The 26,835-nt window shown below is 71.3% G+C and carries 28 protein-coding genes; 15 read left to right on the top strand and 13 right to left on the bottom strand.

Features of this window, described 5'->3' with window-relative positions; genetic code table 11:
- Positions 1-9: 9 nt before the first annotated feature.
- Positions 10-1,728, bottom strand: a complete 1,719-nt coding sequence (locus ACFVR6_RS00645) for a long-chain-fatty-acid--CoA ligase (RefSeq protein ID WP_386957829.1) — start codon at positions 1,726-1,728, stop codon at positions 10-12.
- Between the two features lie 129 nt (positions 1,729-1,857).
- Between ACFVR6_RS00645 and ACFVR6_RS00650 the strand changes: the two genes are divergently transcribed.
- Positions 1,858-2,832, top strand: a complete 975-nt coding sequence (locus ACFVR6_RS00650; protein WP_386957831.1) for a capsular polysaccharide synthesis protein — start codon at positions 1,858-1,860, stop codon at positions 2,830-2,832.
- Positions 2,833-2,847: 15 nt separating this feature from the next.
- On the opposite strand, the gene ACFVR6_RS00655 is transcribed toward ACFVR6_RS00650, so the two are convergent.
- Together ACFVR6_RS00655 and ACFVR6_RS00660 are read right to left on the bottom strand one after the other, a co-directional pair.
- Positions 2,848-3,690, bottom strand: coding sequence for an SDR family NAD(P)-dependent oxidoreductase (locus ACFVR6_RS00655; protein WP_386957832.1), 843 nt, complete (start codon positions 3,688-3,690; stop codon positions 2,848-2,850).
- Positions 3,687-4,289 (bottom strand): TetR/AcrR family transcriptional regulator, encoded by a 603-nt coding sequence (locus ACFVR6_RS00660; protein ID WP_386957834.1) that lies wholly within the window; start codon positions 4,287-4,289, stop codon positions 3,687-3,689. The genes ACFVR6_RS00655 and ACFVR6_RS00660 overlap by 4 nt, the downstream gene beginning before the upstream one ends.
- Positions 4,290-4,371: 82 nt before the next feature.
- Between ACFVR6_RS00660 and ACFVR6_RS00665 the strand changes: the two genes are divergently transcribed.
- Positions 4,372-5,757: an MFS transporter gene (locus ACFVR6_RS00665; protein ID WP_386957836.1), complete on the top strand. Its 1,386-nt coding sequence runs from the start codon at positions 4,372-4,374 to the stop codon at positions 5,755-5,757.
- 62 nt (positions 5,758-5,819) lie between these two features.
- Here the strand turns inward: ACFVR6_RS00665 and ACFVR6_RS00670 are convergent, their stop codons facing one another.
- The 3 genes from ACFVR6_RS00670 to ACFVR6_RS00680 all read right to left on the bottom strand — a co-directional run bounded on the left by ACFVR6_RS00670 (position 5,820) and on the right by ACFVR6_RS00680 (position 8,373).
- Positions 5,820-6,602 (bottom strand): SDR family oxidoreductase, encoded by a 783-nt coding sequence (locus tag ACFVR6_RS00670; protein ID WP_386957838.1) that lies wholly within the window; start codon positions 6,600-6,602, stop codon positions 5,820-5,822.
- Positions 6,603-6,728: 126 nt separating this feature from the next.
- On the bottom strand, positions 6,729-7,748 hold the full coding sequence (locus ACFVR6_RS00675) for a zinc-dependent alcohol dehydrogenase family protein (RefSeq protein ID WP_386957840.1): 1,020 nt from the start codon (positions 7,746-7,748) through the stop codon (positions 6,729-6,731).
- A 34-nt stretch (positions 7,749-7,782) separates the two neighbouring features.
- Positions 7,783-8,373 carry an NADPH-dependent FMN reductase gene (locus ACFVR6_RS00680; protein WP_386957842.1) on the bottom strand — a complete coding sequence of 197 codons (591 nt, stop codon included), beginning with the start codon at positions 8,371-8,373 and terminating at the stop codon, positions 7,783-7,785.
- 207 nt (positions 8,374-8,580) lie between these two features.
- On the opposite strand from ACFVR6_RS00680, the gene ACFVR6_RS00685 reads away from it, so the two are divergent.
- The 7 genes from ACFVR6_RS00685 (at position 8,581) to ACFVR6_RS00715 (ending at position 13,560) form a co-directional block, all read left to right on the top strand.
- Positions 8,581-10,098 carry an MATE family efflux transporter gene (locus tag ACFVR6_RS00685; protein WP_386957844.1) on the top strand — a complete coding sequence of 506 codons (1,518 nt, stop codon included), beginning with the start codon at positions 8,581-8,583 and terminating at the stop codon, positions 10,096-10,098.
- Between the two features lie 117 nt (positions 10,099-10,215).
- Positions 10,216-10,596, top strand: a complete 381-nt coding sequence (locus ACFVR6_RS00690) for a helix-turn-helix transcriptional regulator (protein WP_386958803.1) — start codon at positions 10,216-10,218, stop codon at positions 10,594-10,596.
- 4 nt (positions 10,597-10,600) lie between these two features.
- Positions 10,601-11,017 (top strand): VOC family protein, encoded by a 417-nt coding sequence (locus tag ACFVR6_RS00695; RefSeq protein ID WP_386957846.1) that lies wholly within the window; start codon positions 10,601-10,603, stop codon positions 11,015-11,017.
- Between the two features lie 2 nt (positions 11,018-11,019).
- Positions 11,020-11,475 carry an iron chaperone gene (locus ACFVR6_RS00700; protein ID WP_386957848.1) on the top strand — a complete coding sequence of 152 codons (456 nt, stop codon included), beginning with the start codon at positions 11,020-11,022 and terminating at the stop codon, positions 11,473-11,475.
- 103 nt (positions 11,476-11,578) lie between these two features.
- Positions 11,579-12,481 (top strand): VOC family protein, encoded by a 903-nt coding sequence (locus ACFVR6_RS00705; RefSeq protein ID WP_386957850.1) that lies wholly within the window; start codon positions 11,579-11,581, stop codon positions 12,479-12,481.
- A gap of 102 nt (positions 12,482-12,583) precedes the next feature.
- Positions 12,584-13,240 carry an acyl-CoA synthetase gene (locus tag ACFVR6_RS00710; protein WP_386957852.1) on the top strand — a complete coding sequence of 219 codons (657 nt, stop codon included), beginning with the start codon at positions 12,584-12,586 and terminating at the stop codon, positions 13,238-13,240.
- Positions 13,237-13,560: an amino acid transporter gene (locus ACFVR6_RS00715; RefSeq protein WP_386957853.1), complete on the top strand. Its 324-nt coding sequence runs from the start codon at positions 13,237-13,239 to the stop codon at positions 13,558-13,560. Before ACFVR6_RS00710 ends, ACFVR6_RS00715 begins: the two co-directional genes overlap by 4 nt.
- 139 nt (positions 13,561-13,699) lie before the next feature.
- On the opposite strand, the gene purB is transcribed toward ACFVR6_RS00715, so the two are convergent.
- Both purB and ACFVR6_RS00725 read right to left on the bottom strand, forming a co-directional pair.
- A complete protein-coding gene (gene purB / locus ACFVR6_RS00720; protein WP_386957855.1) occupies positions 13,700-15,085 on the bottom strand; it encodes an adenylosuccinate lyase in 1,386 nt (461 codons plus the stop codon).
- 34 nt (positions 15,086-15,119) lie between these two features.
- Positions 15,120-15,626: a low molecular weight protein-tyrosine-phosphatase gene (locus tag ACFVR6_RS00725; RefSeq protein ID WP_386957857.1), complete on the bottom strand. Its 507-nt coding sequence runs from the start codon at positions 15,624-15,626 to the stop codon at positions 15,120-15,122.
- 113 nt (positions 15,627-15,739) lie between these two features.
- Between ACFVR6_RS00725 and ACFVR6_RS00730 the strand changes: the two genes are divergently transcribed.
- Both ACFVR6_RS00730 and ACFVR6_RS00735 read left to right on the top strand, forming a co-directional pair.
- Positions 15,740-16,012, top strand: coding sequence for a hypothetical protein (locus ACFVR6_RS00730; protein ID WP_386957859.1), 273 nt, complete (start codon positions 15,740-15,742; stop codon positions 16,010-16,012).
- Positions 16,009-17,343 (top strand): hypothetical protein, encoded by a 1,335-nt coding sequence (locus tag ACFVR6_RS00735; protein ID WP_386957861.1) that lies wholly within the window; start codon positions 16,009-16,011, stop codon positions 17,341-17,343. The genes ACFVR6_RS00730 and ACFVR6_RS00735 overlap by 4 nt, the downstream gene beginning before the upstream one ends.
- Here ACFVR6_RS00735 and ACFVR6_RS00740 read toward each other — a convergent pair.
- The gene (locus ACFVR6_RS00740) at positions 17,312-17,707 is read right to left on the bottom strand and encodes a phage holin family protein (protein WP_386957863.1); all 396 of its coding nucleotides are present in this window, start codon (positions 17,705-17,707) and stop codon (positions 17,312-17,314) included. The genes ACFVR6_RS00735 and ACFVR6_RS00740 overlap by 32 nt on opposite strands.
- 85 nt (positions 17,708-17,792) lie before the next feature.
- On the opposite strand from ACFVR6_RS00740, the gene ACFVR6_RS00745 reads away from it, so the two are divergent.
- From ACFVR6_RS00745 to ACFVR6_RS00760, 4 genes are all read left to right on the top strand, one after another.
- Positions 17,793-18,902, top strand: coding sequence for a histidinol-phosphate transaminase (locus ACFVR6_RS00745; RefSeq protein WP_386957865.1), 1,110 nt, complete (start codon positions 17,793-17,795; stop codon positions 18,900-18,902).
- Positions 18,903-18,993: 91 nt separating this feature from the next.
- Positions 18,994-20,121, top strand: a complete 1,128-nt coding sequence (locus tag ACFVR6_RS00750) for a thiamine pyrophosphate-dependent dehydrogenase E1 component subunit alpha (protein ID WP_386957867.1) — start codon at positions 18,994-18,996, stop codon at positions 20,119-20,121.
- Positions 20,118-21,101 (top strand): alpha-ketoacid dehydrogenase subunit beta, encoded by a 984-nt coding sequence (locus tag ACFVR6_RS00755; RefSeq protein ID WP_386957869.1) that lies wholly within the window; start codon positions 20,118-20,120, stop codon positions 21,099-21,101. Before ACFVR6_RS00750 ends, ACFVR6_RS00755 begins: the two co-directional genes overlap by 4 nt.
- A 31-nt stretch (positions 21,102-21,132) precedes the next feature.
- Positions 21,133-22,476, top strand: a complete 1,344-nt coding sequence (locus tag ACFVR6_RS00760; RefSeq protein ID WP_386957871.1) for a dihydrolipoamide acetyltransferase family protein — start codon at positions 21,133-21,135, stop codon at positions 22,474-22,476.
- Positions 22,477-22,647: 171 nt separating this feature from the next.
- Here ACFVR6_RS00760 and csrA read toward each other — a convergent pair whose 3' ends face one another.
- The 4 genes from csrA to ACFVR6_RS00780 are packed head-to-tail and all read right to left on the bottom strand — an operon-like array spanning position 22,648 to position 26,834.
- Positions 22,648-22,911: a carbon storage regulator CsrA gene (gene csrA, locus ACFVR6_RS00765; RefSeq protein ID WP_386957872.1), complete on the bottom strand. Its 264-nt coding sequence runs from the start codon at positions 22,909-22,911 to the stop codon at positions 22,648-22,650.
- A 19-nt stretch (positions 22,912-22,930) separates the two neighbouring features.
- Positions 22,931-24,931 carry a flagellar biosynthesis protein FlhA gene (locus ACFVR6_RS00770; protein WP_386958805.1) on the bottom strand — a complete coding sequence of 667 codons (2,001 nt, stop codon included), beginning with the start codon at positions 24,929-24,931 and terminating at the stop codon, positions 22,931-22,933.
- 50 nt (positions 24,932-24,981) lie between these two features.
- Positions 24,982-26,076: an EscU/YscU/HrcU family type III secretion system export apparatus switch protein gene (locus tag ACFVR6_RS00775; protein WP_386957874.1), complete on the bottom strand. Its 1,095-nt coding sequence runs from the start codon at positions 26,074-26,076 to the stop codon at positions 24,982-24,984.
- Complete coding sequence (locus ACFVR6_RS00780) at positions 26,073-26,834, bottom strand: flagellar biosynthetic protein FliR (protein WP_386957875.1); 762 nt, start codon at positions 26,832-26,834, stop codon at positions 26,073-26,075. Before ACFVR6_RS00780 ends, ACFVR6_RS00775 begins: the two co-directional genes overlap by 4 nt.
- Position 26,835 lies beyond the last annotated feature (1 nt).

A 26,835-nucleotide genomic window follows, 5' to 3' on the forward strand; every position in this document is an offset into this window, starting at 1 on the left:
GCCGCCGGGTCAGCCCTCGTCGGGGAGGGCGCGCACGGCGTTGCGGTCGGCGATGAGGGTGTCGCGCACACGGCGGCGCAGCACCTTGCCGATGAGCGAGGTAGGAAGCTCCTCCCACACCCGGTAGGCGCTGGGGCGCTTGTACTCGGCGAGGTGCTCGCGCGCGGCGGCACGGGCGGCATCCTCGTCGAACGTGGCACCCGGCTCCAGCACGACGACCGCCGTCACGACCTCGGCACCGCCCCCGCGGGGGATGCCGACGACGGCCACCCCGGCGACGCCGGGGACCGCGCCGATGACCTTCTCCACCTCACTGGGGGCCACGTTGAACCCTCCCGTGATGATGATCTCCTTCTTGCGGTCCACGACCGTCACGAACCCGTCCTCGTCCTGCACGACGAGGTCACCGGTGCGCAGCCAGCCGCCCTCGAGCAGCGCCTGCGCGGTCTCTTCCGGCTTGTTCCAGTAACCCTGGAACACCTGCGGGCCCTTGATGAGCAGCTCGCCGGTCTCCCCCAGCTCCACCTCGCGGGTCGGCTCGTTCGGGTCGACGACGCGGATGTCGGTGGAGGGGAACGGGATGCCGATGGCCCCGATCTTGCGGGAGGAGTTGAACGGGTTCGCCAGGGCGACGGGGCTCGTCTCGGTGAGGCCGTAGCCCTCGTTGAGCATGCTGCCGGCCAGTTCCTCCCAGCGCTTCACGATCGCGGGGGTCAGCGTCATCGCACCGGAGATGGCGTACACGACGCCCGACAGGTCGAGCTTGCCGTCGCGGGCGACGCGGGCGAGCCGGTCGAACATCGGCGGCACGGCCGGGATGAACGTCGGCGGGTACTTCTCGGCCGCCTGCGAGACGAGCTCGGGGTCGAAGGTCGGGAAGAGCACCGCGTTCGAACCGGTCTCGACGGCGTAGATCACCGACAGCAGCACGCCGAACGAGTGGAACATCGGCAGCAGGCCGTAGATGCGGCCCTCGCCGTGCGCGAAGCGCGGCATCCACGCCGCGCCCTGGCGGGCGTTGGACCACAGGTTGCCGTGCGTGATGATGGCGCCCTTGGGGGTGCCGGTGGTGCCCGAGGTGTATTGCAGGCACGCGATGTCGGTGACGGAGGGCCGCGGAACCGAGGCAGGCAGCGGCGCCGCGCTTTCGAGGCGGGCGAACGGCACCGTGCCGGGCGCGGCGGCGGTGAGCTTCGCGCGCGAGGCCCGGGCCTTGGCCACCGGCAGGCGCAGCGCCAGGCGTGTGGTCCACGGCATGGCGCGGGTGATGTCGACCGAGACGACGGTGCGGATGCCGAGATCGGCGGGCAGCGACTGGATGACCGGCGCCACCTTGTCCCAGGCGATCACGTGCTGGGCGCCGTGGTCGCGGAACTGCACCTCCAGCTCGTCGCGGGTGTAGAGCGGATTGTGCTCGACGACGATCGCGCCCAGGCGCAGCACGGCGTAGAACGCCGCGAGGTGCTGCGGCGCGTTGGGCAGCACCAGGGCGACCCGGTCGCCGGCCTTCACGCCCAGCTCGGACAGGCCGCCCGCCACCCGAGCGACCCGATCGGCGAGTTCGCGGTAGGTCTGCGAGTTGCCGAAGAAGGTGACGGCGGGGCGGTCGGCGTACTGCGCGGCGCGTTCGTCGAGCAGATCGACGAGCGAACCCGTCGCCGGCTCGATGTCCACGGGGGTCCCCTCGGCGTAGAAACGGTTCCAGGCCCGGGATTCATTGAGCTGCACTCATCAAGATTACGGCGCTGCGAGGCCTGTGCGTTGCCATGATGGGGTCATGGCTACCCACACCTCGGCCCGCCGGAACCGTCCGGCGTCCGCCGAGCCGACCGCCCGTCTTGGTGAGGGCGGGTAGACATGGGCACCATCGGAGGCGAAGACGCAGCGGCGCAGCGACGCCGCGACGAGGGTGCACTCTCGGCGTTCGTCGCCGGGCTCGATGCCCAGTTCGCCCGCGTCGAGAAGTTCAAGGACACCGCCGACCCTGCCGCTGAGCGGCGAGCCGGCCGCCTCGTGACGGACTTCCTGCGGCCTCGGCTGCCGCAGCTGCGTGCCGCCGCCGGCCTCCCGGCCGGTCACGGCAGCCGGGCGCGAGGGCGGCAGCTGGCCCGCGAGGCGCGCATCCGGGCGGTCGAGAACGACCTCCCGGTGTTCTGCTACTGGAACTCCGGCGCCGACAACGCCCCCGAGGTCGCCCGCGCCTGCATGGCGCAGCTGCGCGAGCTGCATCCGGAAGCCCACATGCTCGACGCCGGCAGCGTGCGCGAGTTCATCGACATCCCCGCCCGCATCGCGTCGGTACTCGAGCACGACCGGCCCGCGCACTTCGCCGATTACGTGCGTGTCGCGCTGCTGGAGAAGCACGGCGGCATCTGGGTGGACGCGACCTGCTGGGTCCCGGAGCCGCTCGAACTCGCCGTGCTCCCCTACCTCGAGGCCGGCGTGGTCTATCCGCGCTGGACCTCGGGCCAGATCGGCAACTGGTTCATCGCCGCGGCGTCGGACTCGCTCGTCATCACGCTGCAGCGCATCGCCTTGGAGATGTGGTGGACCGAACGGTCCGACCTGCCCGACTACTTCCTGTACCACCGCATCTTCGAAACGCTCCACACCCTCGTCCCGGAGTTCCGCGGGCAGTGGGCTGAAGCCACGACACTGTCGAGCGCGGCGAGCCATCTGCTGCAGCTCAGCATGATGCAGCCCTGGTTCCCCGGGTTCGGGGACATCATGGACAAGCTGTCGATCGTGCAGAAGCTCAGCTACAAGTACGACCCGGCCAGCGTCCCCGACGGCTCGATCCTGCGGCACCTGCTGGACACGCGCTCGCTCTGATCGCCCCGCCCAGCGTCACGCCCCGGTGCGGCCGGTGAAGTGGTCCATCGACGAGTACACGTGGAAGACGCGGCCGCCCACGACATCCCAGACGCGGGTGGGCAGGATGCCGCGCAGTGCCATCGCAAGCTTGACCGTCCAGGGCCGCAGCACCATCGGGGTGCCCCGCAGCATCCCCTGCCATGCCGCGTGCGTCGCGTCGCGCGGCGTCATGATGGGGGTCAGCAGCGGCCCGCGGGCACCGGCGAACATGCCGGTGGAGATGTAGCTCGGGCAGAAAGTGGTCACCGCGACATGGCGGTGGCCGCTGCGCGCCAGCTCGAGCCGCATCGAGTCGCTCCAGCCGATCATCGCCCACTTGGATGCCGCGTAGACGCTCATGTTGGGGTTGGCCAGCGTCCCGGCGGCCGAGGCGATGTTGAGGATGCGCTTGGGGCGGGAGGTGTCGGCGATCATGGCCGGCAGCACCTCTCGGGTCAGCCACATCGCCGCGAGCGTGTTGACCTGGATGGTGGCCTCGATGTCGCGGTGCGGGTCGTTCTCCCAGAACACCCCGGCCCGCACGATGCCGGCATTGTTGACCAGCACGTCCGGCATCCCCATGTCTTCGCGCACGCGCTGGAGTGCCGCGACGATCTCGGCCTGCTGGGAGACGTCGACGCGGTAGGCGCGCACGTCGACGCCCGAGCGCCCGAGATCTGCCGCCAGGGCGGTTGCCGCAGCCTCGTCGACGTCCCACAGCGCGATGGCCCGGGCGCCGCCGGCGATCGCCCGGCGTGCGAACAGCTCGCCCATCCCGCGCGCTCCGCCGGTGATCAGCACCGTCGCGCCTCGTACCGCCGCGTCGTTCGTCGTCATGTGGGTTCCTTCCCCGCTTCGTCGTCGGGTGCGGCGCGCCACACGCCCTCGGCCGACCGCGCGATCAGCTCTCGTGCCTGCTCATGATCGATTTTGGCCGACAGCACCTGGTCGAGGGCGAGCTTCATGAGCGCATGGAGCGCGTCGATCAGCCACTCCGCCGGCAGGTCGGTGCGGAAGACCCCCGTCCGCTGTCCGCGCAGCAGCAGCGCCCGCGCCCGCTCGGCGGGTTTGTCGTGGAGCGTGCGGATCTGCGCGGCGGACAGCGACTCCCGTGCGGCGGCCCAGATGTTGCTGCTGACCGCCGACAGCTCCCACCCCGCCGCCACGAGGCGGTGCAGCGCCTGAACCGGGTCGCCGTCGAGGTCGACCCCCGACATCACGGCGTCGCCGCGGTCGATCACCCGCGCCAGCGCCGCCGACACCAGCGCCGTCCGCGAGGAGAAGTGGGCGTAGGCGGTGACCCGCCCCACACCCGCCTCGGCGGCGATCTGCTGCATCGTGGCATCCGGATTGCGGCTGAGGCAGACCACGGCTGCGTCGAGCACGCGATCGATGTTGCGCCGCGCGTCGGCCCTCAGTGCCTGCGGGTTGCTCATCAGCCCTCTTTCCGTACGGCCATGTACGGGTTATCGTACCGTTCTAAACCGTACACACGTGTTCGACTAATTGGAGGATGACATGACATCGCCCACTCACCGCGCGTCCATGCAGGCCGCGCACCCCCGCAGGTGGGGCATTCTGTGGCTGCTCGCCGTCGCCCAGCTCATGCTCATCCTCGACATCACCGTGGTCACCATCGCCCTGCCGCAGATGGGCGCCGACCTCGGGCTCGACCGTGAGGCGCTCACGTGGATCATCAGCGCCTACACGCTCACCTTCGGCGGTCTGCTGCTGCTCGGCGGGCGCCTGGCCGACGTCGTCGGGGCGCGCACCATCGTGCTCACCGGCCTCGCCGTGTTCACCCTGGCCTCGCTCGCGGTCGGCTTCGCGCCCGATGCGACGCTCGCCATCGCCGGGCGGGTCGGTCAGGGGGTCGGGGCGGCGCTGCTGTCCCCGAGCGCCCTGTCGTGGGTCGTGACGCTGTTCGAGGGCAAGGAGCGTGCCCGAGCACTGGGGGTGTGGTCGGCGCTCGGCGGCGGCGGCGCGGCACTGGGGGTGCTCGTCGGCGGTCTGGTCACCGCCTTCTTCGGCTGGCGGTGGGCGTTCTTCCTCAACGTCCCGATCGGGGCGGTGCTGTTCGTCGCGCTGGCGGTGCTGCTCCCCCATCGTGTGGGTGCGCCCGCCTCGCGCCGCATCGACGTGCTCGGGGCGCTGCTGGTGACCGCCGGCACCGGTGCGCTCATGTGGACGATCATCAGTGCGGCCGACCCTGTCGCGTGGAGCGTCGGGCTGATCGTGGCGTTCGCCCTGTACGCCGCGTTCGCGCTGCGTCAGCGGACGGCGGCGGTCCCCCTCATGGATCTGCGACTGCTCACCCGTCGGCCGGTTGTGGCGGGTGTCTTCCTCATCTTCATGGCCACCGCGCTCATGATCACGGTCTTCCTGCTCGGCTCGTTCTTCTTCCAGCAGCACCTCGGCTTCGGGCCGTTGCTGACGGGGCTGCTGTTCCTGCCGGTGGCGGTGGCCACCATGATCGGGGCCAACCTCGCCGGGCGCCTCGCCGCCCGCCTGGGCCTGGCTCCCCTGGCCGCCGCCGGCCTCGTCGCCGCAGCGCTCGGGCTCGGCATCGCCGTGATCTGGCTCGATCCGGTGGCCGTGACGATCGGCATCGCGTTGGCTGCGGCCGGCACCGGGGTGCTGTTCGTCGCGGCGTCGGCGACGGCGCTGGGCAGTGTCGCGCCCGAAGAGGCGGGCGTGGCATCCGGGGTGCTCAGCACGTTCCACGAGTTCGGTGCGTCGACGGGCGCCGCCGTGATGTCCAGCGTCGCCGCCGCCAGCCTGCTCGGCACCAGTCATGACGGCTACATCGCGGCGCTGCTGGTCGCGGCAGCTGCGGCGCTCGTGGCCGCGGTGCTCGCCGCGGTCATCATCCCGCGCGCGACGCCGGATGCCGCGACCGCGTGAGAAACGGATGACCGCATGGCCCCGACATCGCCGGGGACCACGCGGTCACGCCGCGGCGCGGGTCACCAGGTGGAGTCGCCCCGGATGACGGCGTCCGAGCCGCCGTCGATGAAGATCATCTGGCCGCAGAGGTGGGCGTTCTCTTCGCTGGCGAGCCAGGCGATGAGGTAGGCCACGTCGATGGCGTCGAAGATGCCGTTGAGCGGCATCGGCACCTGGGTGAGCAGGGCCGCCTTCGCTTCTTCGGTCGCGGTCAGGTCGCTCGTCATGGGGGTGGCGACGATGCCGGGCGCGACGCCGTTGAGTGCGATCCCGGCGCCGGCCCATTCGGGTGTCGCCGCCTGGCGCCGCAGCCATCGGGCCAGCGCCCGCTTGGACGTGCCGTAGATGAGCGACGCCTCCTGCGGGGTGCCGGCGGCCAGTTCGGCAGCCCGGGCCAGCGCGCCCTCCTCGTCGCCGTCGAGGAACGCGGCCAGCAGCGCCTCGTCCGGCGGGAACAGCGACGCCATCGAGGCCGTCGCCACGGCGCGTGGGGAGGCCGATGCCGCCAGCAGCGGCCGGAGCCCCTCGAGGGTCGCGACGGCGCCGAAGTAGTTCACGGCGGCGGTCGCGACCGTCGGCGAGGACAGCCCGGCATTGGCGACGACGACGTCGACGACCCCACCCGAGCGTTCACCGACTTCCTTCACGAGCGTTTCGCGGCCGGCGGCGGTGGTGAGGTCGACGTTGACGTCGGCGCCGGCGATGTCGACGCCGATCACGCGGTAGCCGCGTTCGGTGAGGAGTTCGGATGTGGCCTTGCCGATTCCGCTGGCGGAGCCGGTGATGACCGCTGTGCGGGCCATGGCTGTCTGCCTTTCGCTGCGAGGTCCGCTCCGGCGGAGAGGCTCCTCACGCTCATCCTTCCACGTGGTCAGACCATAGGGAAGGGGCAGTTCATGCCGCAATCCGGCCGGTTGCCGGTCGGTGTCTCAGAGCGTCAGCATCACCTTCGTGGCGCGCCTGGCGTCCATCGCGCGATAGCCCTCGGCGGCGTCCTCGAGTGGCAGCGTCAGGTCGAACACGCGGCCCGGATCGATCGAGCGATCCCAGATGCGTGCGATGAGGTCGGGGAGGAACCGGCGCACGGGCGCCGGGCCGCCGTGCAGATGCACGAGCGCGAAGAACAGTTCGCGCCCGGGCAGGGCGACATCGTGCGAGACGCCGACGAAACCGATGTGCCCGCCGGGCCGCGTGGAGCGGATGGCCTGCATCATCGACTCCTGGGTCCCCACCGCCTCGATCGCGCAGTGCGCGCCCAATCCGCCGGTGAGCTCCTTGACGCGTGCCACCCCCGCTTCGCCGCGCTCCTCGACGATGTCGGTCGCGCCGAACTCACGTGCCAGTGCCTGGCGGTCGGCGTGGCGGCTTATCGCGATGATGCGCTCGGCTCCGAGTTCGCGCGCGGCGAGTACCGCCATCAGCCCGACAGCGCCGTCGCCCACAACGACGACCGTCTTGCCCGGGCCCACGTCGGCCGCCACCGCGGCGAACCAGCCGGTGCCGAGCACGTCGGAGGCTGCCAGCAGCGACGGGATGAGGTCGGGATCGGGCTGGCCGGGCGTGGCCACGAGGGTGCCGTCGGCGAGCGGGATGCGGGCGAACTCGGCCTGCGTGCCGATGCGCCCCATCGGCACGGCGTGCACGCACCGGGACTGATAACCGGCACGGCATATGTCGCACGTGTTGTCGGACGCGAAGAACGATCCGACGACGAAATCGCCGACCGCGACGGTGCGCACCTCCTCGCCGATCTCGGTCACGACACCGACGTACTCGTGCCCCATCGGGGTGTGGTCCACGCGGTCCGCGCCGCGATACGGCCAGAGATCCGAGCCGCAGATGCAGCTCGCCGCGAGGCGGATGATGGCGTCGGTCGGTTCGACGATCGTGGGGTTCTCCCGCTCCTCGACGCGAACGTCGCCGGGGGCGTGCATGATGACGGCGCGCATGCGCTCTCCTGGGGTGTGAGGTGGTGGTGGGTGGTCAGCGTTGCGGTACGACGGTGAGCACGCGGCGGACGAACAGCGAGTACTCGGACATATACGTGCGAAGGAATTCAGCCGTTCCGTCGTCGGTGACGTCACCGTCGGGCGTGAACAGGCCGGGCGTCATGTGGATGTAGGCCTCGACCGAGTTGAACATGGGGGAGTTGCAGAAGGCCATCATGCCCTTGAGGCTCTGCTGTGCGACAGCCGTCCCGATGGCGCCGATCGACCCGCCGATGACCCCCGACGGCTTGCCGGCGAACGAGTTGGTCCCCCACGGGCGGCTGGCCCAGTCGATGGCGTTCTTCAGCCCGCCGGGCACCGACCTGTTGTACTCGGGGGTCACGAACAGCACGGCATCCACATCGGCGATGGCCTGTTTCAGCGCCCGCCCCGCAGGCGGGTAGTCGGCGTCGTAGTCGTAGCTGTACAGCGGCAGGTCGCCGATGCCGATCTCGCGGAACTCCAGCTCCGGCGGGGCGAGGGCGATGAGCGCCTTGGAGAGCGTGCGGTTGATGGACTCCTTCGCCAGACTGCCGACGAAGTAGCCGACGGTGTACGGCGGCTCGTGATGGATGATCTCGGTCATGACGTCTCCTGTCGTCCGGCGCCGATGCGCCCTGCTCAGTCTCATCGTGCGGCGGCGCCGACGGCAGGCCTTGTCGAGGCGACGAGGCAGTGGTAGCCGACACGCGCAGCCTCGATTCGAATCGATTCGATCCGTTGGATAGGATGGCCCGTCGGCATTCGCGGATGTCGCCGGATCCCCCTGTCTCGAACGTCGAAAGCCGCCGGTATGTCCACCTCCCTGACCACAGGCAGCCCCTGGCGCGTCATCCTCGTCTTCTCGGTCCCGCTGCTGCTGGGCAACGTCGTGCAGCAGCTGTATCAGCTCGCCGACGCGGTCGTCGTGGGACGCCAGCTCGGTGTCGAGGCACTGGCGGCGGTGGGTGCGACGGGAAGCATGTTCTTCTTCCTGCTGGGGTTCGTGTGGGGTCTCACGAGCGGGTTCGCCATTCCGACCGCGCAGGCCTACGGTGCCCGTGACGCGAAGGGCGTGCGGCGCTCGGTGGCGGCGGGGACGATCCTCACCGCCGTGGCCACCGTGATCCTGACGATCGTCGGGCCCCTGCTGTCGCAGCCGATGCTCGAGCTGCTGCGGACGCCCCCCGAGCTCATGGCGCAGGCCACCGTCTTCGCGCAGGTGAGCTTCCTCGGCTCCGGCGCCATGCTCTTCTTCAACTACCTCGCCGCGATCATCCGCGCCATCGGCGACTCGCGCACGCCGCTGATCTTCCTCACCGTCTCGTGCGTGCTGAACGTGGGCCTCGTCGTGCTCATGGTCGGCCCGCTCGCGTGGGGCGTGGGCGGCGCGGCGCTGGCCACCGTCATCGCGCAGGGCGTCTCGGTCGTGATGTGCCTGGAGTTCGTCCGCCGGCGCGTCCCCGCGCTGCAGATGCGCCGCACGGACTGGCGGGTGACCCGCGCCGACATCGCCGAGCACCTGCGACTGGGTCTGCCGATGGGCTTCCAGGCCTCGATCATCGCGATCGGCGCGCTGGCGGTGCAGGTGCGGCTGAACGAACTGGGCGCCGACGCGGTCGCCGCGTACACCACGGCATCCCGCGTCGACGGCCTCGCCGTCGCCATGCTGCAGTCGCTCGGCCTCGCCGTGTCGATGTTCGTCGCGCAGAACCTCGGCGGGCGCCGCCCCGACCGCATCCGCCGCGGGGTCGTGCAGGCCACCTGGATGTCCATCGCCGCCTCGCTCGTGCTCGGCGCCCTGCTGGTCGCGTTCGGGAGCCACATGGTGCGCCTGTTCGTGGGGGAGGGGTCGGATGCCGTGGTCGACCTCGCCGCGCTCATGCTCGTCATCAACGGCGTCGCCTACAGCCTGCTGGGCGTGCTCTTCGTGCTGCGTGGCGCCCTGCAGGGCCTCGGCCACACCCTCATCCCGACCGTCACCGGCGTCGTCGAACTCGTCATGCGGGTCGGCGCGGCGGTGATCCTGGGTGGTCTCATCGGGTTCGCCGGCGTCGCCTGGAGCAATCCGCTGGCCTGGTTCGGCGCCATCGTGCTGCTCGTGCCGGCGTACATCCGAGAGCACCGGCGCCTCGCGACCCTCCCGGTCGAGCCGACGACGGTCACCCCGACCGTGCCGATCCCGGTCGTCGGTCCCGTCGACGGTTCGATGATCGTCGACGCCGTGGTCACGCAGCCGGTGCCGGTGATCGCTGCGCCGACGCGGTCACGGCGACTGCAGCACCGGCTGCGCGAGCGAGGCACGCGCCGGCGGGACCGCGCCGGCCGCTGAGGCGACGCCGCGGGAGCCGTGGCAGGGCGGCATCCGCCGTGCGATCATCGGTGCGTGCCCTCCCGGACGCCGCAGGACCTGCAGACCCTCGTCCTCCTCCGGCGTGTGCGCGATCGCATGGACCGCGAATACGCCCAGCCGCTGGACGTGACCTCCCTTGCGCGCGACGTCAACCTGTCGGCGGGGCACCTCAGCCGGCAGTTCAAGCTCGCCTACGGTGAGTCGCCGTACTCCTACCTCATGACCCGGCGCATCGAACGGGCGATGACGCTGCTGCGCATCGGCGATCTGAGCGTGACCGAGGTGTGCTTCGCCGTCGGATCGTCGTCGCTCGGAACGTTCAGCACGCGCTTCACCGAGCTCGTCGGGGTGCCGCCGAGCGTCTACCGCGCGCAGGGCGCACCCTTCCGGCCCGGCATGCTGCCGTGCATCGCGAAGCACCTCACCAAACCGGTCAGGAATCGAGAAGCGCACCCGGATGCCGCGCTCGTAACGTGACGGCATGGAGATCACGATTCAATCGAGCTTCCTCCCGCACACCGACCCGGAGGCCTCCCTGGCCTTCTACCGCGATGTCCTCGGTTTCGAGGTGCGTCTGGACGTCGGGTACGAGGACATGCGGTGGATCACGGTGGGCCCTCCCGGCCAGCCGGACACCGCGATCGTGCTACACCCGCCGGGGGTCGGCAACGATCTCACCGAGGACGAGCAGCAGATGCTGCGCGAGATCATCGCGAAGGGCAGCTACTTCGGCGTGAACCTCGCCACCGATGACCTGGACGGCGCGTTCGCCGACATCCAGGCCCGCGGTGCCGACATCGTGCAGGAGCCCATCGACCAGGACTACGGCGTGCGGGATGCGGCGTTCCGCGATCCCGCAGGCAACCTCATCCGCATCCAGCAGAACCGAAAGGAATGATCATGGCCGACACCCGCACCGCCGCCGCCGACGGTACGTTCAGTGCCGACGAGCGAGCGGCGATGAAACAGCGCGCCACCGAGCTGAAGGCGCAGAGCGCATCCGGCAAGGGAGCCGCGAAGCGGCAGAAGGAGGCGCAGGCGTGCCTCGACGCGATCGCGGCGCTGCCCGAACCCGACAAAACCATCGCCGAACGCTTCCACGTCGCCGTCACCGAGACGGCCCCGCACCTGGAGCCGAAGACCTGGTACGGCTTCCCCTCCTACGCCCTGGACGGCAAGGTGCTGACCTTCCTCCAGCCGGCATCCAAGTTCGACACCCGCTACGCGAGCATCGGCTTCAACGAGGTGGCCGCCCTCGACGACGGCGACTTCTGGCCGACGTCGTTCGCGGTCACGGAGTTCACCGACGCCGTGGACGAGGCGGTGCGACAACTGGTCGCGCGCGCCGTCGCCTGACGGCGCGCCCCTCGGGCCCGGCCCCCCGCACCCGCGCCGGGCCTTGCGCGTGCGGGGGGCCGGGCGGATGCTGGGCGGTGACGCCATCGAGGAGGAGGCATCCGTGCAGAAGATCGTTCCGAACATCTGGTTCAACCGAAACGCTGCGGAGGCTGCGGCGTTCTACACCGCGGCGTTCCCCGGGTCGACCTCGACGGTCACCGCGCGCTATCCCGACGAGGGCCTGCCGGGGTTCCAAAGCGAGTTCGCCGGGGCCGAGCTCACCGTGGACGTCGAGATCGACGGCTACCGGCTGTCGCTCATCAACGCCGGGCCCGAGTTCACGCCGAACCCGTCGGTGTCGTTCATGCTCAATTTCGACCCGCTGCTGTTCCGCGGCGATGCGGACGCCGCCCGGGCGCGGCTCGACGAGCTCTGGGGGAGCCTCACCCAGGGCGGCACCGTGATGATGGAGCTGGGGGACTACCCGTACAGCCCGCGCTACGGGTGGGTGCAGGACCGCTACGGGGTGAGCTGGCAGCTCATGCTGAGCGACTCCGACGGCGATCCGCGCCCGTTCCTCATGCCGAGCCTGCTGTTCGGCGGCGCCGCGCAGAACCGTGCCCGCGAGGCCGTCGAGCTGTACACGTCGCTGTTCGAACGCTCGCGCGTCGGGACGATGGTCGAGTACACCGAGCAGACGGGGCCCGCGACGCCCGGCGCGGTGATGTTCAGCGACTTCCAGCTGGAGGGGCAGTGGTTCACCGCGATGGATTCCGGCGTCCCGCAGGAGGACTCGTTCACGTGCGGGGTGTCGCTGGAGGTACGGTGCCGCGATCAGGCCGAGATCGACCGGCTGTGGGATGCCCTGTCCGCGGTGCCCGAGGCGGAGCAGTGCGGCTGGCTCGCCGACCGGTTCGGGCTGAGCTGGCAGATCGTCCCCGAGAACATGGGGGAGCTCATGCGGCATCCCGGCGCCTACGCCCGCATGCTCGAGATGCACAAGCTCGTCATCGCCGAGCTGTGATCGCCGTCGGTGGCGGTGTGCGGCCGCCCCGCGACAGCCCGGCCGCCGGGCGGGGACGACCTAGACTGGAAGGGTCCCGCCTTCCGACCTGACGAGTTCACTGTGACTGACACCCCCGCCCGCACGTTCGACGTGCGCCACCTCCAATTGGCGCGCGCCCTCTTCGCGCTCGCCGCGGGGATCATGATCACCTTCTCGGGCGATCACTCCGCCCCCGTCGGGCTCGCCGTCTTCGGCGGCTTCGCCGTCGCGACGGCGCTCGTGCTGCTGCTGTCGGCGTGGCTCGTCTTCCCGGCGGGCAGCCGGTGGCCGTCGGTGCTGCTCGGCATCCTCACGCTCATCGCCGGCATGCTCGCCGGCGCACCGGGACTGCGCACCACCACGATGTTCTTCGTGCTCGTCATCGTCTGGGCGCTGACGACCGGCATCACCGAGACCGCCGCGGGCATCGCCGCCCGCCGCCGCGCCCGCGCGCAGGGCCTCGTCGACGGCGACGCGCGCGACGCGATGGTCGTCGGCGTCATCACGGTGATCCTCGGGCTCGCACTGCTGGCGGTTCCCGCCGGCTACCAGCTGGACTACTTCGTCGACGAAGCCGGTCAGTGGTTCACGCTCACCGGCACGACGATCGCGGTCGGGGTCTTCGGCGGCTACGCCGCGGTCATCGGCGTGTACCTCGGCATCGCCGGGTTCTCGCCGCGGCGTGCAGACATCGACACCGCTGACCCGGTCGTCACCGAAACCGGAGGCCAGTCGTGACCGAACCCACCCGTCCCACCCGCCGCGAGCTGCTCAAGCCCGTCCAGCTGCTGGGCCTCGCCTTCGCCGCCGCCGCCTTCGGTGGTCTCGTCACCCTGTTCTCGATGGGCGCGCTGCAGGAGGGTCCGGCCGATCAGCTGCAGCGGGCGGTCGTGGTCGCCCTCATCGTGGCCGGCATCTCGTTCATCGTCACGCTCGTGGGGCTCGCGCTGCTCATCCTCGTCGTCGACCCCGCCCAGGTCTCCAAGCCCATCGACCGCCCGGTCATGCGCACCGACGGCGACGACGACACCGCTCCCGGCACCGACGACCGCCGCTAGCGCGCCGCGCCTCTCACACCGACCGATCGCTGAGACGACAACCGGCGGCCGAAACCATGGGTGATACCCACTGTCTCGGCCGCCCGTTGTTGTCTCACCGGGGAAGGCGGATGCCACCGGCCACGCGGGCGCGGACCCGTTACGGCAGGCCGTCCACCAGGCGTGCGGCGAGGCCGGTGTAGCCGGCGGGCGTGAGCGCGAGCAGGCGCTGCTTGGCGGCGTCGCCGATGTCGAGACCCTCGACGAACTCCGCCAGCTGCGATGCCCCCACCCGGCGGCCGCGCGTGAGGTCCTTCAGCAGCGCGTACGGGTCGGTGATGCTCGACCGGCCGGCAGCGATCTCGGCGCGCACGACGGTCTGGATCGCCTCGGCCAGGACCTCCCAGTTGGCGTCGAGGTCGGCCAGCAGCACGTCGCGCGACAGCGAGATCTCGCCCAGGCCCCGCTCGAGGTTGTCCAGGGCCAGCAGCGAGTGGCCGAACGCGACGCCGATGTTGCGCTGCGTCGTGGAGTCGGTGAGGTCGCGCTGCTGCCGTGAGGTGACGAGCGTCTGGGCGAGGGTCTGGAACAGACCGCCCGCGATCTCGAGGTTCGCCTCGGCGTTCTCGAAGCGGATGGGGTTGATCTTGTGCGGCATGGTCGAGGACCCCGTCGCCCCCGCCACCGGGATCTGCGCGAAGAACCCCATCGAGATGTACGTCCACACATCGGTGGCGAGGTTGTGCAGGATGCCGCCGGCGTGACGTGCCCGGTCGTACAGCTCCACCTGCCAGTCGTGCGACTCGATCTGCGTGGTCAGCGGGTTGAACCCGATGCCGAGCCCCTCGATGAAGGCGCGCGACAGCTTGGGCCAGTCGACGTCGGGCTCGGCCACGACGTGCGCCGACCAGGTGCCGGTGGCGCCGGAGAACTTCGCCAGGTACTCGCCGCCGGCGATCTGCGCCGCAACGCGCTCGAGGCGCCACGCGAACACCGCGAGCTCCTTGCCCATCGTCGAGGGCGTGGCCGGCTGGCCGTGCGTGCGGGAGAGCATCGCGGCATCCTTGTGCTCCAGCGCCAGCGCGCGCAGCTTCGCGATCACGCTGTGCAGCTTCGGCAGCCACACCCGCTCGACGGCGCGGCGCACCGTCAGCGCGTACGACGCGGAGTTGATGTCCTCGCTCGTGCAGGCGAAGTGGGCGAGCTCGGCGATGCGGTCCAGCCCCAGCGTCGACAGGCGGTCGCGCACAAGGTACTCGACGGCCTTCACATCGTGGCGGGTGACGGCTTCCTTCTCGGCCAGCCAGTCGATCTCCGCCTGACCGAAGTCGAGGTAGAGGGCGCGCAGGGCCGCCTTGTCGGGGTCGGACAGCGCGGACGTGCCGAACAGCGACCGGTCGGTGAGGGCGAGGATCCACTCGACCTCGACCTCCACGCGTGCACGGTTGAGGCCGGCCTCGGAGAGGTAGTCGGACAGGCCCGCGACGGCGGCACGGTACCGGCCGTCGAGCGGGCTCAGCGGCTGAGGGGGGAGGGACGTGGGCACGGGACTCCGATCGCTGACGCGGGGGACAGATCGCTCAGCGAGGCTGACGGACTGCGGGTTCGAGCTGCCGGAACAGCGCCCGGCACGCGCTCTCGATCATACCGAGCACCTCATCGAACATCTCGGGCCCGGCGTAGTAGGGGTCGGGCACGTCCAGCTGGTCGCCGGCGTCGGCGTCGAAGGTGCGCAGCAGCGCGACCTTGTCGGCATCGCCGGGCGTGTGCGCCCACTCCAGCAGGATGCGTTCATGACTGCGATCCAACGCGACGACGAGGTCCGCGTCGCGGAAGTCCTGCTGCGTGAACTGCCGCGCCCGGTGGCGCTCGCCGTCGTAGCCATGCCGGGCCAGCGCGCCGAGGGTACGCGTATCGGCGCGTTCGCCCACGTGCCAGTCACCGGTTGCTGCGCTCCACGATGAGACGCGATGGTCGAGTCCCGCTTGTCGTGTGAACGAGCGGAACACGATGTCGGCCATGGGTGAACGACAGATGTTTCCGGTGCAGACGAAGACGACGCGGAACGGGTCCACGGCGACGGTCACCCCTCCATCATGGCGGCAGTGGCGCGCCCTGCACAGGCCCGAACATCCGTTGATAACCCCCAATCCGCGTCTCGGGGCGGTGGGGTGCGTCGGAGGCGGGGCAGAGTCAGGGGGTGACCGGCAGTCTCGAGATCCAGGTGGCGCGCATCGATGCCGCCAGGGCGGCGCTCGCCTCGGCGCAGGACGACCTCGCCGCGATCCGGGCGCGGGCCGGCGCCCTCGCGCACGCCACGGCATGGCAGTCGCCGGCGGCGGCGGCGTTCCAGGACGCGGTGGACGCGTGGCAGCAGGGCATCTCGCTGGCCGACTGGCGCATCGACCGCCTGCGCGACGACCTGCGGTCCACGCGCGACCGGCTCCTGGCGCAGGCGGGCCCCGGGTCGTGAGCGACCTCGAGATCCGCAGCGGGGGCGCGATCGCCGTCGACACCGCGTCGTTGGATGCCGCAGCGGGCGGGTTCGACCTTGTCGCCGCCGACCTCGACGATGCGGCGGCGCACGTGGCGGCGATCGCCGCCGATCTCAGCGCCGTCGCCTCAGCCGACCACGATGCGGTGGGGTGGCTGGCTGCCGACGCCACCGGCTTCGCCGACCGCGCGCGCCTGCTCGCCGGGCGGCTGCGGGAGGCGTCGGCCGTGTACGGGATCGTCGAGCTGCGCGCCCAGCTGCTGGCGGCGCAAGCCCAGGGCGACGAGACCGAGATCATGCGCGCGCGGGTGGCGCTGATGCTCGCGAGCACCACCGACCCCGAGGCGGCGCGCGCCGCCGACGCCGCGCTGGCCGTGTGGCGCACCGGCGCCGGCGCCGAGTTCGCCGCGCAGGCGCTCGCGCTCGCGCAGCATGCGGGGCCGTGGGCGCTCGGCGCGACGGCGGTCGGCCTGCCGCTGCTGCGACAGGCCGTGCGCGCCCACGGCGGCGGGACGATCGGAGCGGGAGAGCGTCTCACGGCATCCGCTGGTGCCGGCATGGCCGAGCAGCTGCGCCGGTACGAACGAGCCTCCGCGCCGGCAACGCTCGCCTCGGCGGCGTCGCGCATGCCCGGCGCGGGGGAGTCGCGGGTGCGGGTGGAGCGGTACGAGATGCCCGACGGCACCCGGCAGTTCGCGGTGTACATCGCCGGCACGCAGAGCATCGCGACCCGAGGGGGCGACGACCCCTTCGACATGCAGTCCAGCATCGAGCTCTACGGCGGACGGTCGGGGGCCTCGTACGACGCGGTCGTCGCCGCGTTGCGGGCGGCGGGAGCGGGCGACGGCGACGCCGTGCACGCGTTCGGGCACTCGCAGGGCGGCATGATCGCGGCGCGGCTCGCGACCGAGGGCGGGTTCGACACCCGCACCGTGGTCACCTTCGGCTCCCCGGTGGCCGCCGCAGTGGGCCCCGGCACCCTGAGCGTCGCCGTGCGGCACACCGACGACCCCGTCGTCGCGCTCTCCGCGGGCGGGCTCCCCGCCCCCACCGGCGCCCCGGGGAGCTTCATCGCCGAGCGCGTCGCCGACCCGCCGGCGAACGTCGGCGACCTGGCGCTGCCCAGCCACCAGATGACGGCCTACGTCGAGACGGCGGCGATGCTCGACGCCACCGACGATCCCCGCATGGACGCGGTGCGGGGCGTGCTGGGGGAGCTGGCCACGGCGGCATCCGTCGAGGCGACCGTATGGAGCGCGGCCCGGCCGGTCGAGCGGGTCAGTCGCGGCGGCGCTGCGGGCGCAGGATGATGCCGAAGATCCAGTTGATCAGCGAGATGACGATGGCGGCCACGACACCCCACCAGAACCCCTCGACGCGCAGGCCCCAGTGCCAGAAGGAGGTGATCCACGCCGTCAGCCACAGCAGGAAGCCGTTGATGACGAAGGAGATGAGGCCGAGCGTCAGGATGTACAGCGGGATCGCCACGATCCGCACGACCGTGCCGATGATGGTGTTCACCACCGCGAAGATCGCGGCGACGGCGAGCAGCGTCAGCACCAGCTGCAGCGTCTCTCCGGGCGGGAACGCGATGACGCTCACCCCCAGGACGGGCATGAGCGTGACGATCCAGATGGCGAACGCGTTGACGACGACGCGGATGAGGAAGCGCATCCCTGCAGTGTGCCACGCGCCCTCGGCGGCCGGCCAGGCGCGGCCGCGTGACGCGCCGTGCCCGCGACGCTTGTAGGCTCCTCTCGTGACCGAGGCCCCCTCTCCCGCGCCCGTCCGCATCCGTCCCGAGATCGCCGCGCTCCCGCCGTACCGGCAGGGCAAGCAGGCCGGGGCCGACGCGTTCAAGCTCTCCAGCAACGAGAACCCGTTCGAGCCGCTGCCGAGCGTCGTCGAGGCACTGCAGTCCGCCACGGCCGTCAACCGCTACCCCGACGCGTCCGCCTCGCGGCTGCGCGCCCGGCTCGCGGCGCGGTTCGGGGTGAGCGTGGATGCCGTGCACGTCGCGGCCGGCAGCGTGTCGATCCTGCAGCAGCTGGCGCTGGCGGCGGCCGGTCCCGGCGACGAGCTGATGTACGCGTGGCGCTCGTTCGAGGCCTACCCGGGCCTGGCCGCGGTCGCCGGGGCGACGGCGATCGCCGTGCCCCTCGCCCCCGACGGCACGCACGACCTCGACGCGATGGCCGCGGCGGTCACCGACCAGACCCGGCTGATCCTGGTCTGCAGCCCCAACAACCCCACCGGCCCGATCGTGACGCAGGCCGACTTCGACGCCTTCCTCGCGCGGGTGCCCGGTGACTGCCTGGTCGTGCTCGACGAGGCCTACGCCGAATTCGTCACCGACCCGGCGGCCGTCGACGGCGCCCGGGTGCTGGCCGCAGGGCACCAGAACGTCGTGGTGCTGCGCACCTTCTCGAAGGCGTACGGACTGGCGGGACTGCGCATCGGGTACGGCGTGGGACACCCGCGGGTCCTGGACGCCGCCCGCACCACCGGCATCCCGCTGTCGGTCACCGCCGCAGCCGAGGAGGCCGCGCTGGCGAGCCTGGATGCCGAAGACGAGCTCATCGCCCGGGTCGCCGTCATCACCGACCGTCGCGACCGCCTCGCGGCGGGCCTGCGCGCCCAGGGCTGGAACGTGCCCGACGCGCAGGGGAACTTCGTGTGGCTCCCGACCGAGGAGCTCACGCTCGACGTCGCGCCCCGATTCGAGGACGCCGGCCTCATCGTGCGCCCGTTCGCCGGCGACGGTGTGCGGATCTCGGTGGGTGAGGAGGAGTCGATCGCCACGGTGCTGGAGGTCGCGGCTTCGGCCCTCTCGCTCGTGCCCGAGGGGCACGCCGCACGCGCGAACTGACCGCGTCGCTGTGGGGCGGATACGGCGAATCGCCGGATCCGTTGTGGAATCCCTTGCGGTCGGTGCGGGCGGTGCACGTTAGCGTAGGAGCATGACCCTGCCCGACGATCCCGCCCTCGTGCGCGTCCTTGCGGCCGACGGGTCGTTCGCGCCGTCACCGGCCGCGGAGCCGTATCTCGAGGTGATCGACGCGCTCGCCGACGCCGACCTCGAGCGGTTCTACCGCGATATGGCCGTCAGCCGCGCCTTCGACCGGCAGGCCACCAACCTGCAGCGGCAGGGCCAGCTGGCACTGTGGCCACCGTCGTTCGGGCAGGAGGCCGCGCAGGTCGGCTCGGCACGGGCCGCGCGGGGGCAGGACCACATCTTCCCGTCGTACCGCGAGCACGTCGTCTGCACGATCCGCGGCGTCGACCCCGTCGACATCATCCGCATGATGCGCGGCCTCACCCACGGCGGGTGGGACCCGGCGGACCCGGCCAACGGCAACACCCGGCCCTACACCCTCGTCCTCGGCTCCCACACCCTGCACGCGACCGGTTTCGGCATGGGGCTCGTCTTCGACGGCCGCACCGCCACGGGCGACGCCGCCGTCGACGAGGCCGTCATGGTCTACTACGGCGACGGCGCGTCCAGCCAGGGCGACGTGCACGAGGCGATGGTGTTCGCGGCGAGCTACCGGGTGCCGCAGGTGTTCTTCCTCCAGAACAACCAGTGGGCCATCTCCGTCCCCGTCGCGACCCAGTCGCGCACGCCGCTGCACCTGCGCGCCGCCGGCTACATGCCCTCGGTGCTCGTCGACGGCAACGACGTGCTCGCCAGCTACGCCGTCACCAAGGTCGCCCTCGACGAGGCGCGTTCCGGCGCCGGCCCCCGCGCGATCGAGGCGATGACCTACCGCATGGGCGCGCACACCACGAGCGACGACCCCACCAAGTACCGCACCTCGGACGAGGAGGAGGGCTGGTCGGCACGCGACCCGCTCGTGCGCATGCGCGCCTTCCTCACCGCCCGCGGGGCGAGTGAGGCGCTGTTCGCCGACGTGGATGCCGAGGCAGAGGCGCTCGCCGACGACGTGCGCACCCGCACCAATGCGCTGGGGACGATCCCGGCCGAGTCGATGTTCGCGCACGTCTACAGCGACCCGCATCCGCTCGTGACCGAGCAGCGCGCGTGGCTCGCGGCGTACGAGGCATCCTTCGAGGAGGGGGCGTCATGACCGCGACGACCACCATGCCGCTCGGCCGCGCCCTCAACGCGGGGCTCCGCGCCGCGCTCGCCGCCGACGACCACGTGCTGCTCATGGGCGAGGACATCGGGCGACTGGGCGGGGTGTTCCGCGTCACCGAAGGCCTGCAGGCCGAGTTCGGCGACCGTCGCGTGCTCGACACGCCGCTGGCGGAGTCGGGCATCGTCGGCACCGCGATCGGGCTCGCGATGGCGGGCTTCCGTCCCGTCATCGAGATCCAGTTCGACGGCTTCGTCTTCCCTGCCTTCGACCAGATCACCACGCAGCTGGCCAAGCTCACCAACAGGTACGAGGGCGCGCTGCAGATGCCGGTCGTGATCCGCATCCCCTACGGCGGGCACATCGGCGCGGTCGAGCACCATCAGGAGAGCCCCGAGGCCTACTTCGCCCACACGCCGGGCCTGCGGGTCGTGGCGCCGTCGACGGCGAACGACGCGTACTGGATGATCCAGGATGCCATCGCCTCGCCCGACCCGGTGATCTTCCTCGAGCCCAAGGCGAAGTACTGGGCCAAGGGCGAGGTCGACATGTCGGCCCGCGCCGTGCCGCTGCACTCCTCGCGGGTCGTGCGCCGCGGCACCGATGTGACCCTCGTCGGTCACGGGGCGATGGTCACGGCGCTGCTGCAGGCCGCCGCCATCGCCGAGGGCGAGGGCACGTCGTGCGAGGTCATCGACCTGCGCTCCCTCTCGCCCGTCGACTACGGGCCCATCCTCGATTCGGTGCGCCGCACCGGCCGCATGGTCTACGCCCAGGAGGCGCCCGGCTTCGCCTCGGTGGGGTCGGAGGTGGCCGCCACCGTCATGGAGCGCGCCTTCTACGCCCTCGAAGCTCCCGTGCTGCGCGTGTCCGGGTTCGATGTGCCGTTCCCGCCCGCGAAGCTCGAGGGCGTCTATCTTCCCGATGCCGACCGCATCCTCGAGGCCGTCGATCGCGTTCTCGCCCATTGAGGCCGATCGGGCCGCAGCGAAAGGACCACGCATGAGCACGCAGACCTTCGTCCTGCCCGACGTCGGTGAAGGACTCACCGAGGCCGAGATCGTGCAGTGGCGCGTCGCCGCGGGCGATGTCGTCGCCGTGAACGACGTGATCGTCGAGATCGAGACCGCCAAATCGCTCGTCGAGCTGCCCTCGCCCTTCGCCGGCACGGTCGGCGAGCTGCTCGCCGCCGAGGGCGCCACGGTCGCCGTCGGCGCGCCCATCATCACGATCGAAGCCGCCGGTGCGGCAGCGCCGCCGACGCCCGCGGTCGTCGGTCATTCCGAGCACGGCGAGCCTGCGGCATCCGACGAGGGCGGGGGAGCGGTGCTCGTGGGCTACGGCACGGGCGGCGCCGTCGCGTCGCGCCGCCGCCCGGCACGGGCGCAGAGTCCGCAGCAGCAGGTGCGCGCCTCGGTGGGTGTCGTGGCGAAGCCCCCCATCCGCAAGCTCGCCCGCGACCTGGGCGTCGACCTCGCGACCGTCACCCCGACGGGGCCGTCGGGAGAGGTCACCCGCGAGGACGTGCTGGCGCGGGCGTCGCAGGCGAGCGTGTTCCGCAACCTGCAGACCCCCGACCTCCCGGAGGTGCGCGAGCAGACGATCCCGGTCGCCCCGCCCGCGCCGCCTGCCGCCACCGACGACGGGCGCGAGGAGACGATCCCCGTCAAGGGCGTGCGCAAGGCCACCGCCTCGGCGATGGTGCGCTCGGCCTACACCGCACCGCACGTGTCGGTGTGGACCGACGTCGACGCGAGCCGCACGATGGAGCTCGTCAAGCGGCTGAAGGCCTCACCGGACTTCGCCGACATCAAGGTGTCGCCGCTGCTGATCATGGCCCGCGCCGTCATCTGGGCGGTGCGGCGCACCCCGATGATCAACGCGGCGTGGATCGACACCGACGACGGCGCCGAGATCCGCGTGCGCAACTACGTGAACCTGGGGATCGCCGCGGCCACGCCCCGCGGCCTCCTCGTGCCGAACATCAAGGACGCGCAGGACCTCAACATGCGCGACCTCGCGCGGGCGCTCGAGCGGCTGACCCTCACTGCCCGCGAGGGGCGCACCGCCCCCGCCGACCAGCAGGGCGGCACGATCACGATCACCAACATCGGCGTCTTCGGCATGGATGCCGGCACCCCCACGATCAACCCGGGGGAGTCCGGCATCGTCGCGATGGGCGCGATCCGGCAGAAGCCGTGGGTCGTCGAGGGCGAGGTGCGGCCCCGCTGGGTCACCACGGTGTCGGGTTCGTTCGACCACCGCGTGATCGACGGCGACGCGATGAGCCGGTTCATCGCCGACGTGGCATCCGTGCTCGAGGAGCCCGCACTGCTGCTGGACTGAGTCGCGTCGGGGCGCCCGGGCGTGTCGCGACGGTAGGAGATGGGGCGGCGGGAGGAGATCCCGCGGGGATCGGTCCTACGCTCGGCCCATTTCCTACGCTCGTCGCGCGGGGGCCGCGCCGCGGCGGCGGATGCCGCGATGCCGCGGCGCGGCGGCGCGGGACCGACCGGGTCAGGTGGTCGGTTCGTCGGCCTGGGCGGCCTCGTGACGCCGGGCCAGGGCCCGTAGCAGCGCGGATTCGTCGTCGGCGCCGGGGTGCGCGGCGGAGACGTTCTCGGTCGCCACGGCGGCGAGGATCTCGGCCCGTTGGATGCGGGTCTCCCGCGGCGCCTGGATGCCGATGCGCACGCTGTCGCCCTTGACATCGAGGACGGTCACCTCGATGTCGTCGCCGATGAGCAATCGCTCACCGACTTTTCTCGTCAACACCAGCATTCGTTCACACTACTTCCCGTCAGGCCGCGCTGATCGCGTGGGCGTCGCCGGCGATGTCGCGCACGACGCCGACGGTGTCGATCACGAGACCCCCGGCGGTCGCTTCGTTGTAGGACAGCACCGGCAGTCCGTCGGCCTGCGCCGAGACGAGGCGGCGCACCGCGGCGCGCAGCGACGGTGCGCACACCAGCACCGGTTCCGGTCCGGGGCCGGCGGTGGCCACGGCCGCCCGGGTCGACTCGATGACCGCCTCCAGGCGGTGCGGGTCGAACGCGATCTGCGCGCCCTCTTCGCTCGGCCGCAGCGACTCGAGCATCGACTGCTCCAGCAGCGGATTGACCATCACGATCCGCAGGCGCCCGTCCTCGGCGAAACGCGCCGCGATGGCGGGGCCGAGCGCCGCGCGCGCCGCCTCGATGAGCCCCTCGGGCTCGGTGGAGGTCTTCGCGCGCAGGGCGAGGGCCTCGTAGATGCGCGCGAGGTCGTTGATGGCCACGCGCTCGGACAGCAGCCCCTGCAGCACCCGCTGGATCTCGGCGAGCGAGAGCAGCGCGGGGGTCAGCTCCTCCACTGCGGCGGGGCTCACCTGTCGCAGGCCGTCGGTGAGCTGGCGCACGTCTTCACGGCTGAGGAGCCTTGCCGCATGCGTCTGGATGATGTTGGACAGGTGCGTGATGATGACGCTCGCCCGGTCGATGACGGTCGCGCCGGCGAGTTCGGCGCTGTGGCGCATCTCCATCGGCACCCACTTGCCCTCGATGCCGAACACCGGTTCGGAGAACGAGGTGCCCGGCAGTTCGTCCAACCCCTGGCCGAGGGCGAGCAGCGCGCCACGCGGGGCGACGCCCCGGCCCGCCTCGACGCCGGCGACGCGGATGACGTACGTCGTCGGGGCCAGTTCGATGCTGTCGCGCGTGCGCACCGGCGGGACGACCAGGCCCAGGTCCGACGCGGTCTTGCGGCGCAGCGACTTCACCCGTGCAAGCAGGTCGTCGGGGCCGCCGGTGACGAGGTCGACGATGTCGGGTGCGAGCAGGATCTCGAGGGAATGCACCCGCATGCGCTCGATGAGCTCCTCCGTGGCATCCGGAGCCGGCCCGGCCGCCGCCGGGACGTCCAGCGCGTCGGCCTCGCGGGCCTGGTTCGCCTTGATGCGCTGGGCGACGAGCAGCAGGAAGCCGCCGACCGCCAGGAACGGCAGCATCGGCATGCCGGGGATGAACGACATCGCCGCGGCGCCGCCGGCGGCGATGAGCAGGGCGTTGCGTGACTGGCTCAGCTGCGCGGTGGCCTCCGCGCCCATCTCGGCCTCGGCGTTGGAGCGGGTCACGATCATGCCGGTGGCGACGGCCATCAGCAGGGCGGGGATCTGGGTGACCAGGCCGTCGCCGATCGTGAGGATCGCGTAGGTGTCGACCGCTTCGCCGACCTCCATGCCGTGGCTGATCACGCCGATGGCGATGCCGCCGACGAGGTTGATGACGATGATGACCAGACCCGCGATCGCGTCGCCCTTGACGAACTTCGACGCACCGTCCATGGCGCCGTAGAAGTCCGCTTCGGCGGCGACCTCGGCGCGGCGGTTGCGTGCCTCCGTGTCGGTGATGAGACCGGCGTTGAGGTCGGCGTCGATCGCCATCTGCTTGCCGGGCATGGCATCGAGGGTGAAGCGCGCGCCCACCTCAGCGACGCGCTCGGCGCCCTTGGTGACCACGACGAACTGGATGACGACGAGGATCAGGAACACGACGATGCCGATCACCAGCGACCCGCCGACGGCGATGGCTCCGAATGCGTCGATGACCTGGCCGGCGTGCGCTTCACCGAGCACGAGCTTGGTGGAGGCGACGTTCAGCCCCAGCCGGAACAGCGTCGCCACCAGCAGCAGCGAGGGGAAGACCGAGAAGTCCAGCGGTTTCCTCACGAACATGGTCGTCAGCAGCACCAGCAGCGCGAACAGGATGTTCACGATGATGAGCACGTCCAGGAGGGGCGGGGGGATGGGGACCACCAGCAGCATGATGATGCCGACGACGCCGATGGGCACCGCGGATTTGAGCAGGACGTTCTTCACTGGGCTCTCCTGGGTGGGAGGGTGTGGACACCGCGGGCGGCGCCGCGACGTTTGAGGTTGTCGATGAAGACGAGGACCCGGGCGACGGCCGTGTACAGCTCGGCCGGGATCTCCTGGCCGAGCTCGCACGCGCCGTGCAGGGTGCGGGCCAGGGGGATGTCGCGGACGAGGGGGACGCCGGCCTCCGCCGCGCGGTCGCGGATGCGCTCGGCGATGGCGCCGCTGCCCTTCGCGACGACGCGAGGAGCGGACTTGCCAGGCTCGTAGCGCAGCGCGACCGCGATGTGGGTGGGGTTCACCAGCACGACGTCGGCGTCGGCGACGGCCGCGAACATGCGGTTGCGGCTCATCGCCATCTGCCGTGCGCGGCGCTGACTGCGGATGAGCGGGTCGCCCTCGGTCTTCTTGTGCTCGTCGGTGGCTTCCTTCTTGGTCATGCGCGTGTGCTTGCGGTTGCGCTTGATCACCACGAGCACATCGACCGCCGCCAGCACGATGCCCACCGCGACCGCGGTCATCAGCAGCGACGCCGTGCCGGTGGCGGCGACGTCGAGCAGGTAGACGACGGAGTGGGCGCCGCTGGCGGTGAGCACCGGGACGAGTCCGGCGATGATGACGTACAGCGCCAGGCCGATCGCCGCCGTCTTCAGCAGGGCCTTGATGCCCTCCCACAGGGCCTGCATGCCGAACAGCCGCTTCACGCCGGCGATGACGTTGAACTGCTCGAAGCGGGTGGGCACCCCGCGCAGATGCACGCCGCCCTGGGCGACCGCCCCGATGAGGGTCACGATGGCCACCACCGCGAGCATGGGCCCCAGCGTCCCCGCGATCGACCCGAGGGCCGATTCGAGGGCGGCCACGGCGTTCTGCGGCTGCGGGTCGAGGATGACGGTGGTGACGGCGACGAACTGCGTGGAGCCGGCGGCGGCCCCGGCCGCGACGGCATTGGCCATCATCGCGGCGGCCGCGGCGATGCCGAGCCATGCCGTGAAGTCCTGGCTGCGCGTGAGGCGTCCCTTGCGGCGGGCCTCCTTCAGTCGCCTGTCGGTGGCCTTCTCGGAGCGCTCCCCGGAGTCGCCCCCCTCGCTCATCGCGTCCCTCCCGTGAGCAGGCCGAAGACGTCTTCGGCGAGGGCGCTGACGATGGCGGGGAGGGCCAGCACGACGGTGCCGGCCAGGAGGAAGGTGAGGAGGATCTTGACGGGGAAGCCCATCGCGAAGGCGTTCAAGGCGGGCGCGACGCGGGTGATGAGGCCCAGGCCGATGTCGGCGAGGAACAGCACGAGCACGAGGGGACCTGCGATCTGCACGGCGGCGAGCATCATCTGCGACGTGGTGTCGATCAGCAGCTCGACCGGGCGGGTGAGGTCCAGCATCCCGTCGACCGGGACGGCGTCGAAGCTGCGCACGACCCCGGCGAGGATGAGCTGGTAGCCGTTGGAGGCGAACAGCAGCGCCAGCGCGATCATCTGGAACAGGCGGGTGAACTGGGCGCCGTTGACCTGCATCTGGGGGTCGAATGCCTGCGCGAGCTGGAAGCCGCCGAACACGTCGATCAGGCTGCCGGCCGATTGCACGGCGGAGAAGCACACCATCACGAGCATGCCCAGCAGCGCCCCGGTGATCACCTGGATGGCCAGCGCCGCGAAGAAGGGCCCGGTGTCGAGGCTCTCGTAGCTCGCGGACACCGTGCTGCTCACGGCGAGGGCGACCCCGACGCCCAGCATGGCCTTGATGCGGGCAGGGAACGCGCGGAACGAGAACGGCGGCGCGATGACGAGGAACGCCGTCGTCCTCACCGCGGCCAGTGCGGTCGCCTCGAGCCAGGCGAAGTCGATGGGGATGTACATG

It is taken from the genome of Microbacterium sp. NPDC058021 (assembly GCF_042885955.1).
In the GTDB taxonomy this organism is placed as follows: domain Bacteria; phylum Actinomycetota; class Actinomycetes; order Actinomycetales; family Microbacteriaceae; genus Microbacterium.

Coding starts and splice junctions, on each gene's coding strand:
- ACFVR6_RS00650 (WP_386957831.1), top strand. CDS start 1,858: ATGGGCACCATCGGAGGCGAAGACGCAGCGGCGCAGCGACGCCGCGAC.
- ACFVR6_RS00655 (WP_386957832.1), bottom strand. CDS start 3,690: ATGACGACGAACGACGCGGCGGTACGAGGCGCGACGGTGCTGATCACC.
- ACFVR6_RS00660 (WP_386957834.1), bottom strand. CDS start 4,289: ATGAGCAACCCGCAGGCACTGAGGGCCGACGCGCGGCGCAACATCGAT.
- ACFVR6_RS00665 (WP_386957836.1), top strand. CDS start 4,372: ATGACATCGCCCACTCACCGCGCGTCCATGCAGGCCGCGCACCCCCGC.
- ACFVR6_RS00670 (WP_386957838.1), bottom strand. CDS start 6,602: ATGGCCCGCACAGCGGTCATCACCGGCTCCGCCAGCGGAATCGGCAAG.
- ACFVR6_RS00675 (WP_386957840.1), bottom strand. CDS start 7,748: ATGCGCGCCGTCATCATGCACGCCCCCGGCGACGTTCGCGTCGAGGAG.
- ACFVR6_RS00680 (WP_386957842.1), bottom strand. CDS start 8,373: ATGACCGAGATCATCCATCACGAGCCGCCGTACACCGTCGGCTACTTC.
- ACFVR6_RS00685 (WP_386957844.1), top strand. CDS start 8,581: ATGTCCACCTCCCTGACCACAGGCAGCCCCTGGCGCGTCATCCTCGTC.
- ACFVR6_RS00690 (WP_386958803.1), top strand. CDS start 10,216: ATGGACCGCGAATACGCCCAGCCGCTGGACGTGACCTCCCTTGCGCGC.
- ACFVR6_RS00695 (WP_386957846.1), top strand. CDS start 10,601: ATGGAGATCACGATTCAATCGAGCTTCCTCCCGCACACCGACCCGGAG.
- ACFVR6_RS00700 (WP_386957848.1), top strand. CDS start 11,020: ATGGCCGACACCCGCACCGCCGCCGCCGACGGTACGTTCAGTGCCGAC.
- ACFVR6_RS00740 (WP_386957863.1), bottom strand. CDS start 17,707: ATGCGCTTCCTCATCCGCGTCGTCGTCAACGCGTTCGCCATCTGGATC.
- ACFVR6_RS00750 (WP_386957867.1), top strand. CDS start 18,994: ATGACCCTGCCCGACGATCCCGCCCTCGTGCGCGTCCTTGCGGCCGAC.
- ACFVR6_RS00755 (WP_386957869.1), top strand. CDS start 20,118: ATGACCGCGACGACCACCATGCCGCTCGGCCGCGCCCTCAACGCGGGG.
- ACFVR6_RS00760 (WP_386957871.1), top strand. CDS start 21,133: ATGAGCACGCAGACCTTCGTCCTGCCCGACGTCGGTGAAGGACTCACC.
- csrA (WP_386957872.1), bottom strand. CDS start 22,911: ATGCTGGTGTTGACGAGAAAAGTCGGTGAGCGATTGCTCATCGGCGAC.
- ACFVR6_RS00770 (WP_386958805.1), bottom strand. CDS start 24,931: ATGCTGCTGGTGGTCCCCATCCCCCCGCCCCTCCTGGACGTGCTCATC.
- ACFVR6_RS00775 (WP_386957874.1), bottom strand. CDS start 26,076: ATGAGCGAGGGGGGCGACTCCGGGGAGCGCTCCGAGAAGGCCACCGAC.
- ACFVR6_RS00780 (WP_386957875.1), bottom strand. CDS start 26,834: ATGTACATCCCCATCGACTTCGCCTGGCTCGAGGCGACCGCACTGGCC.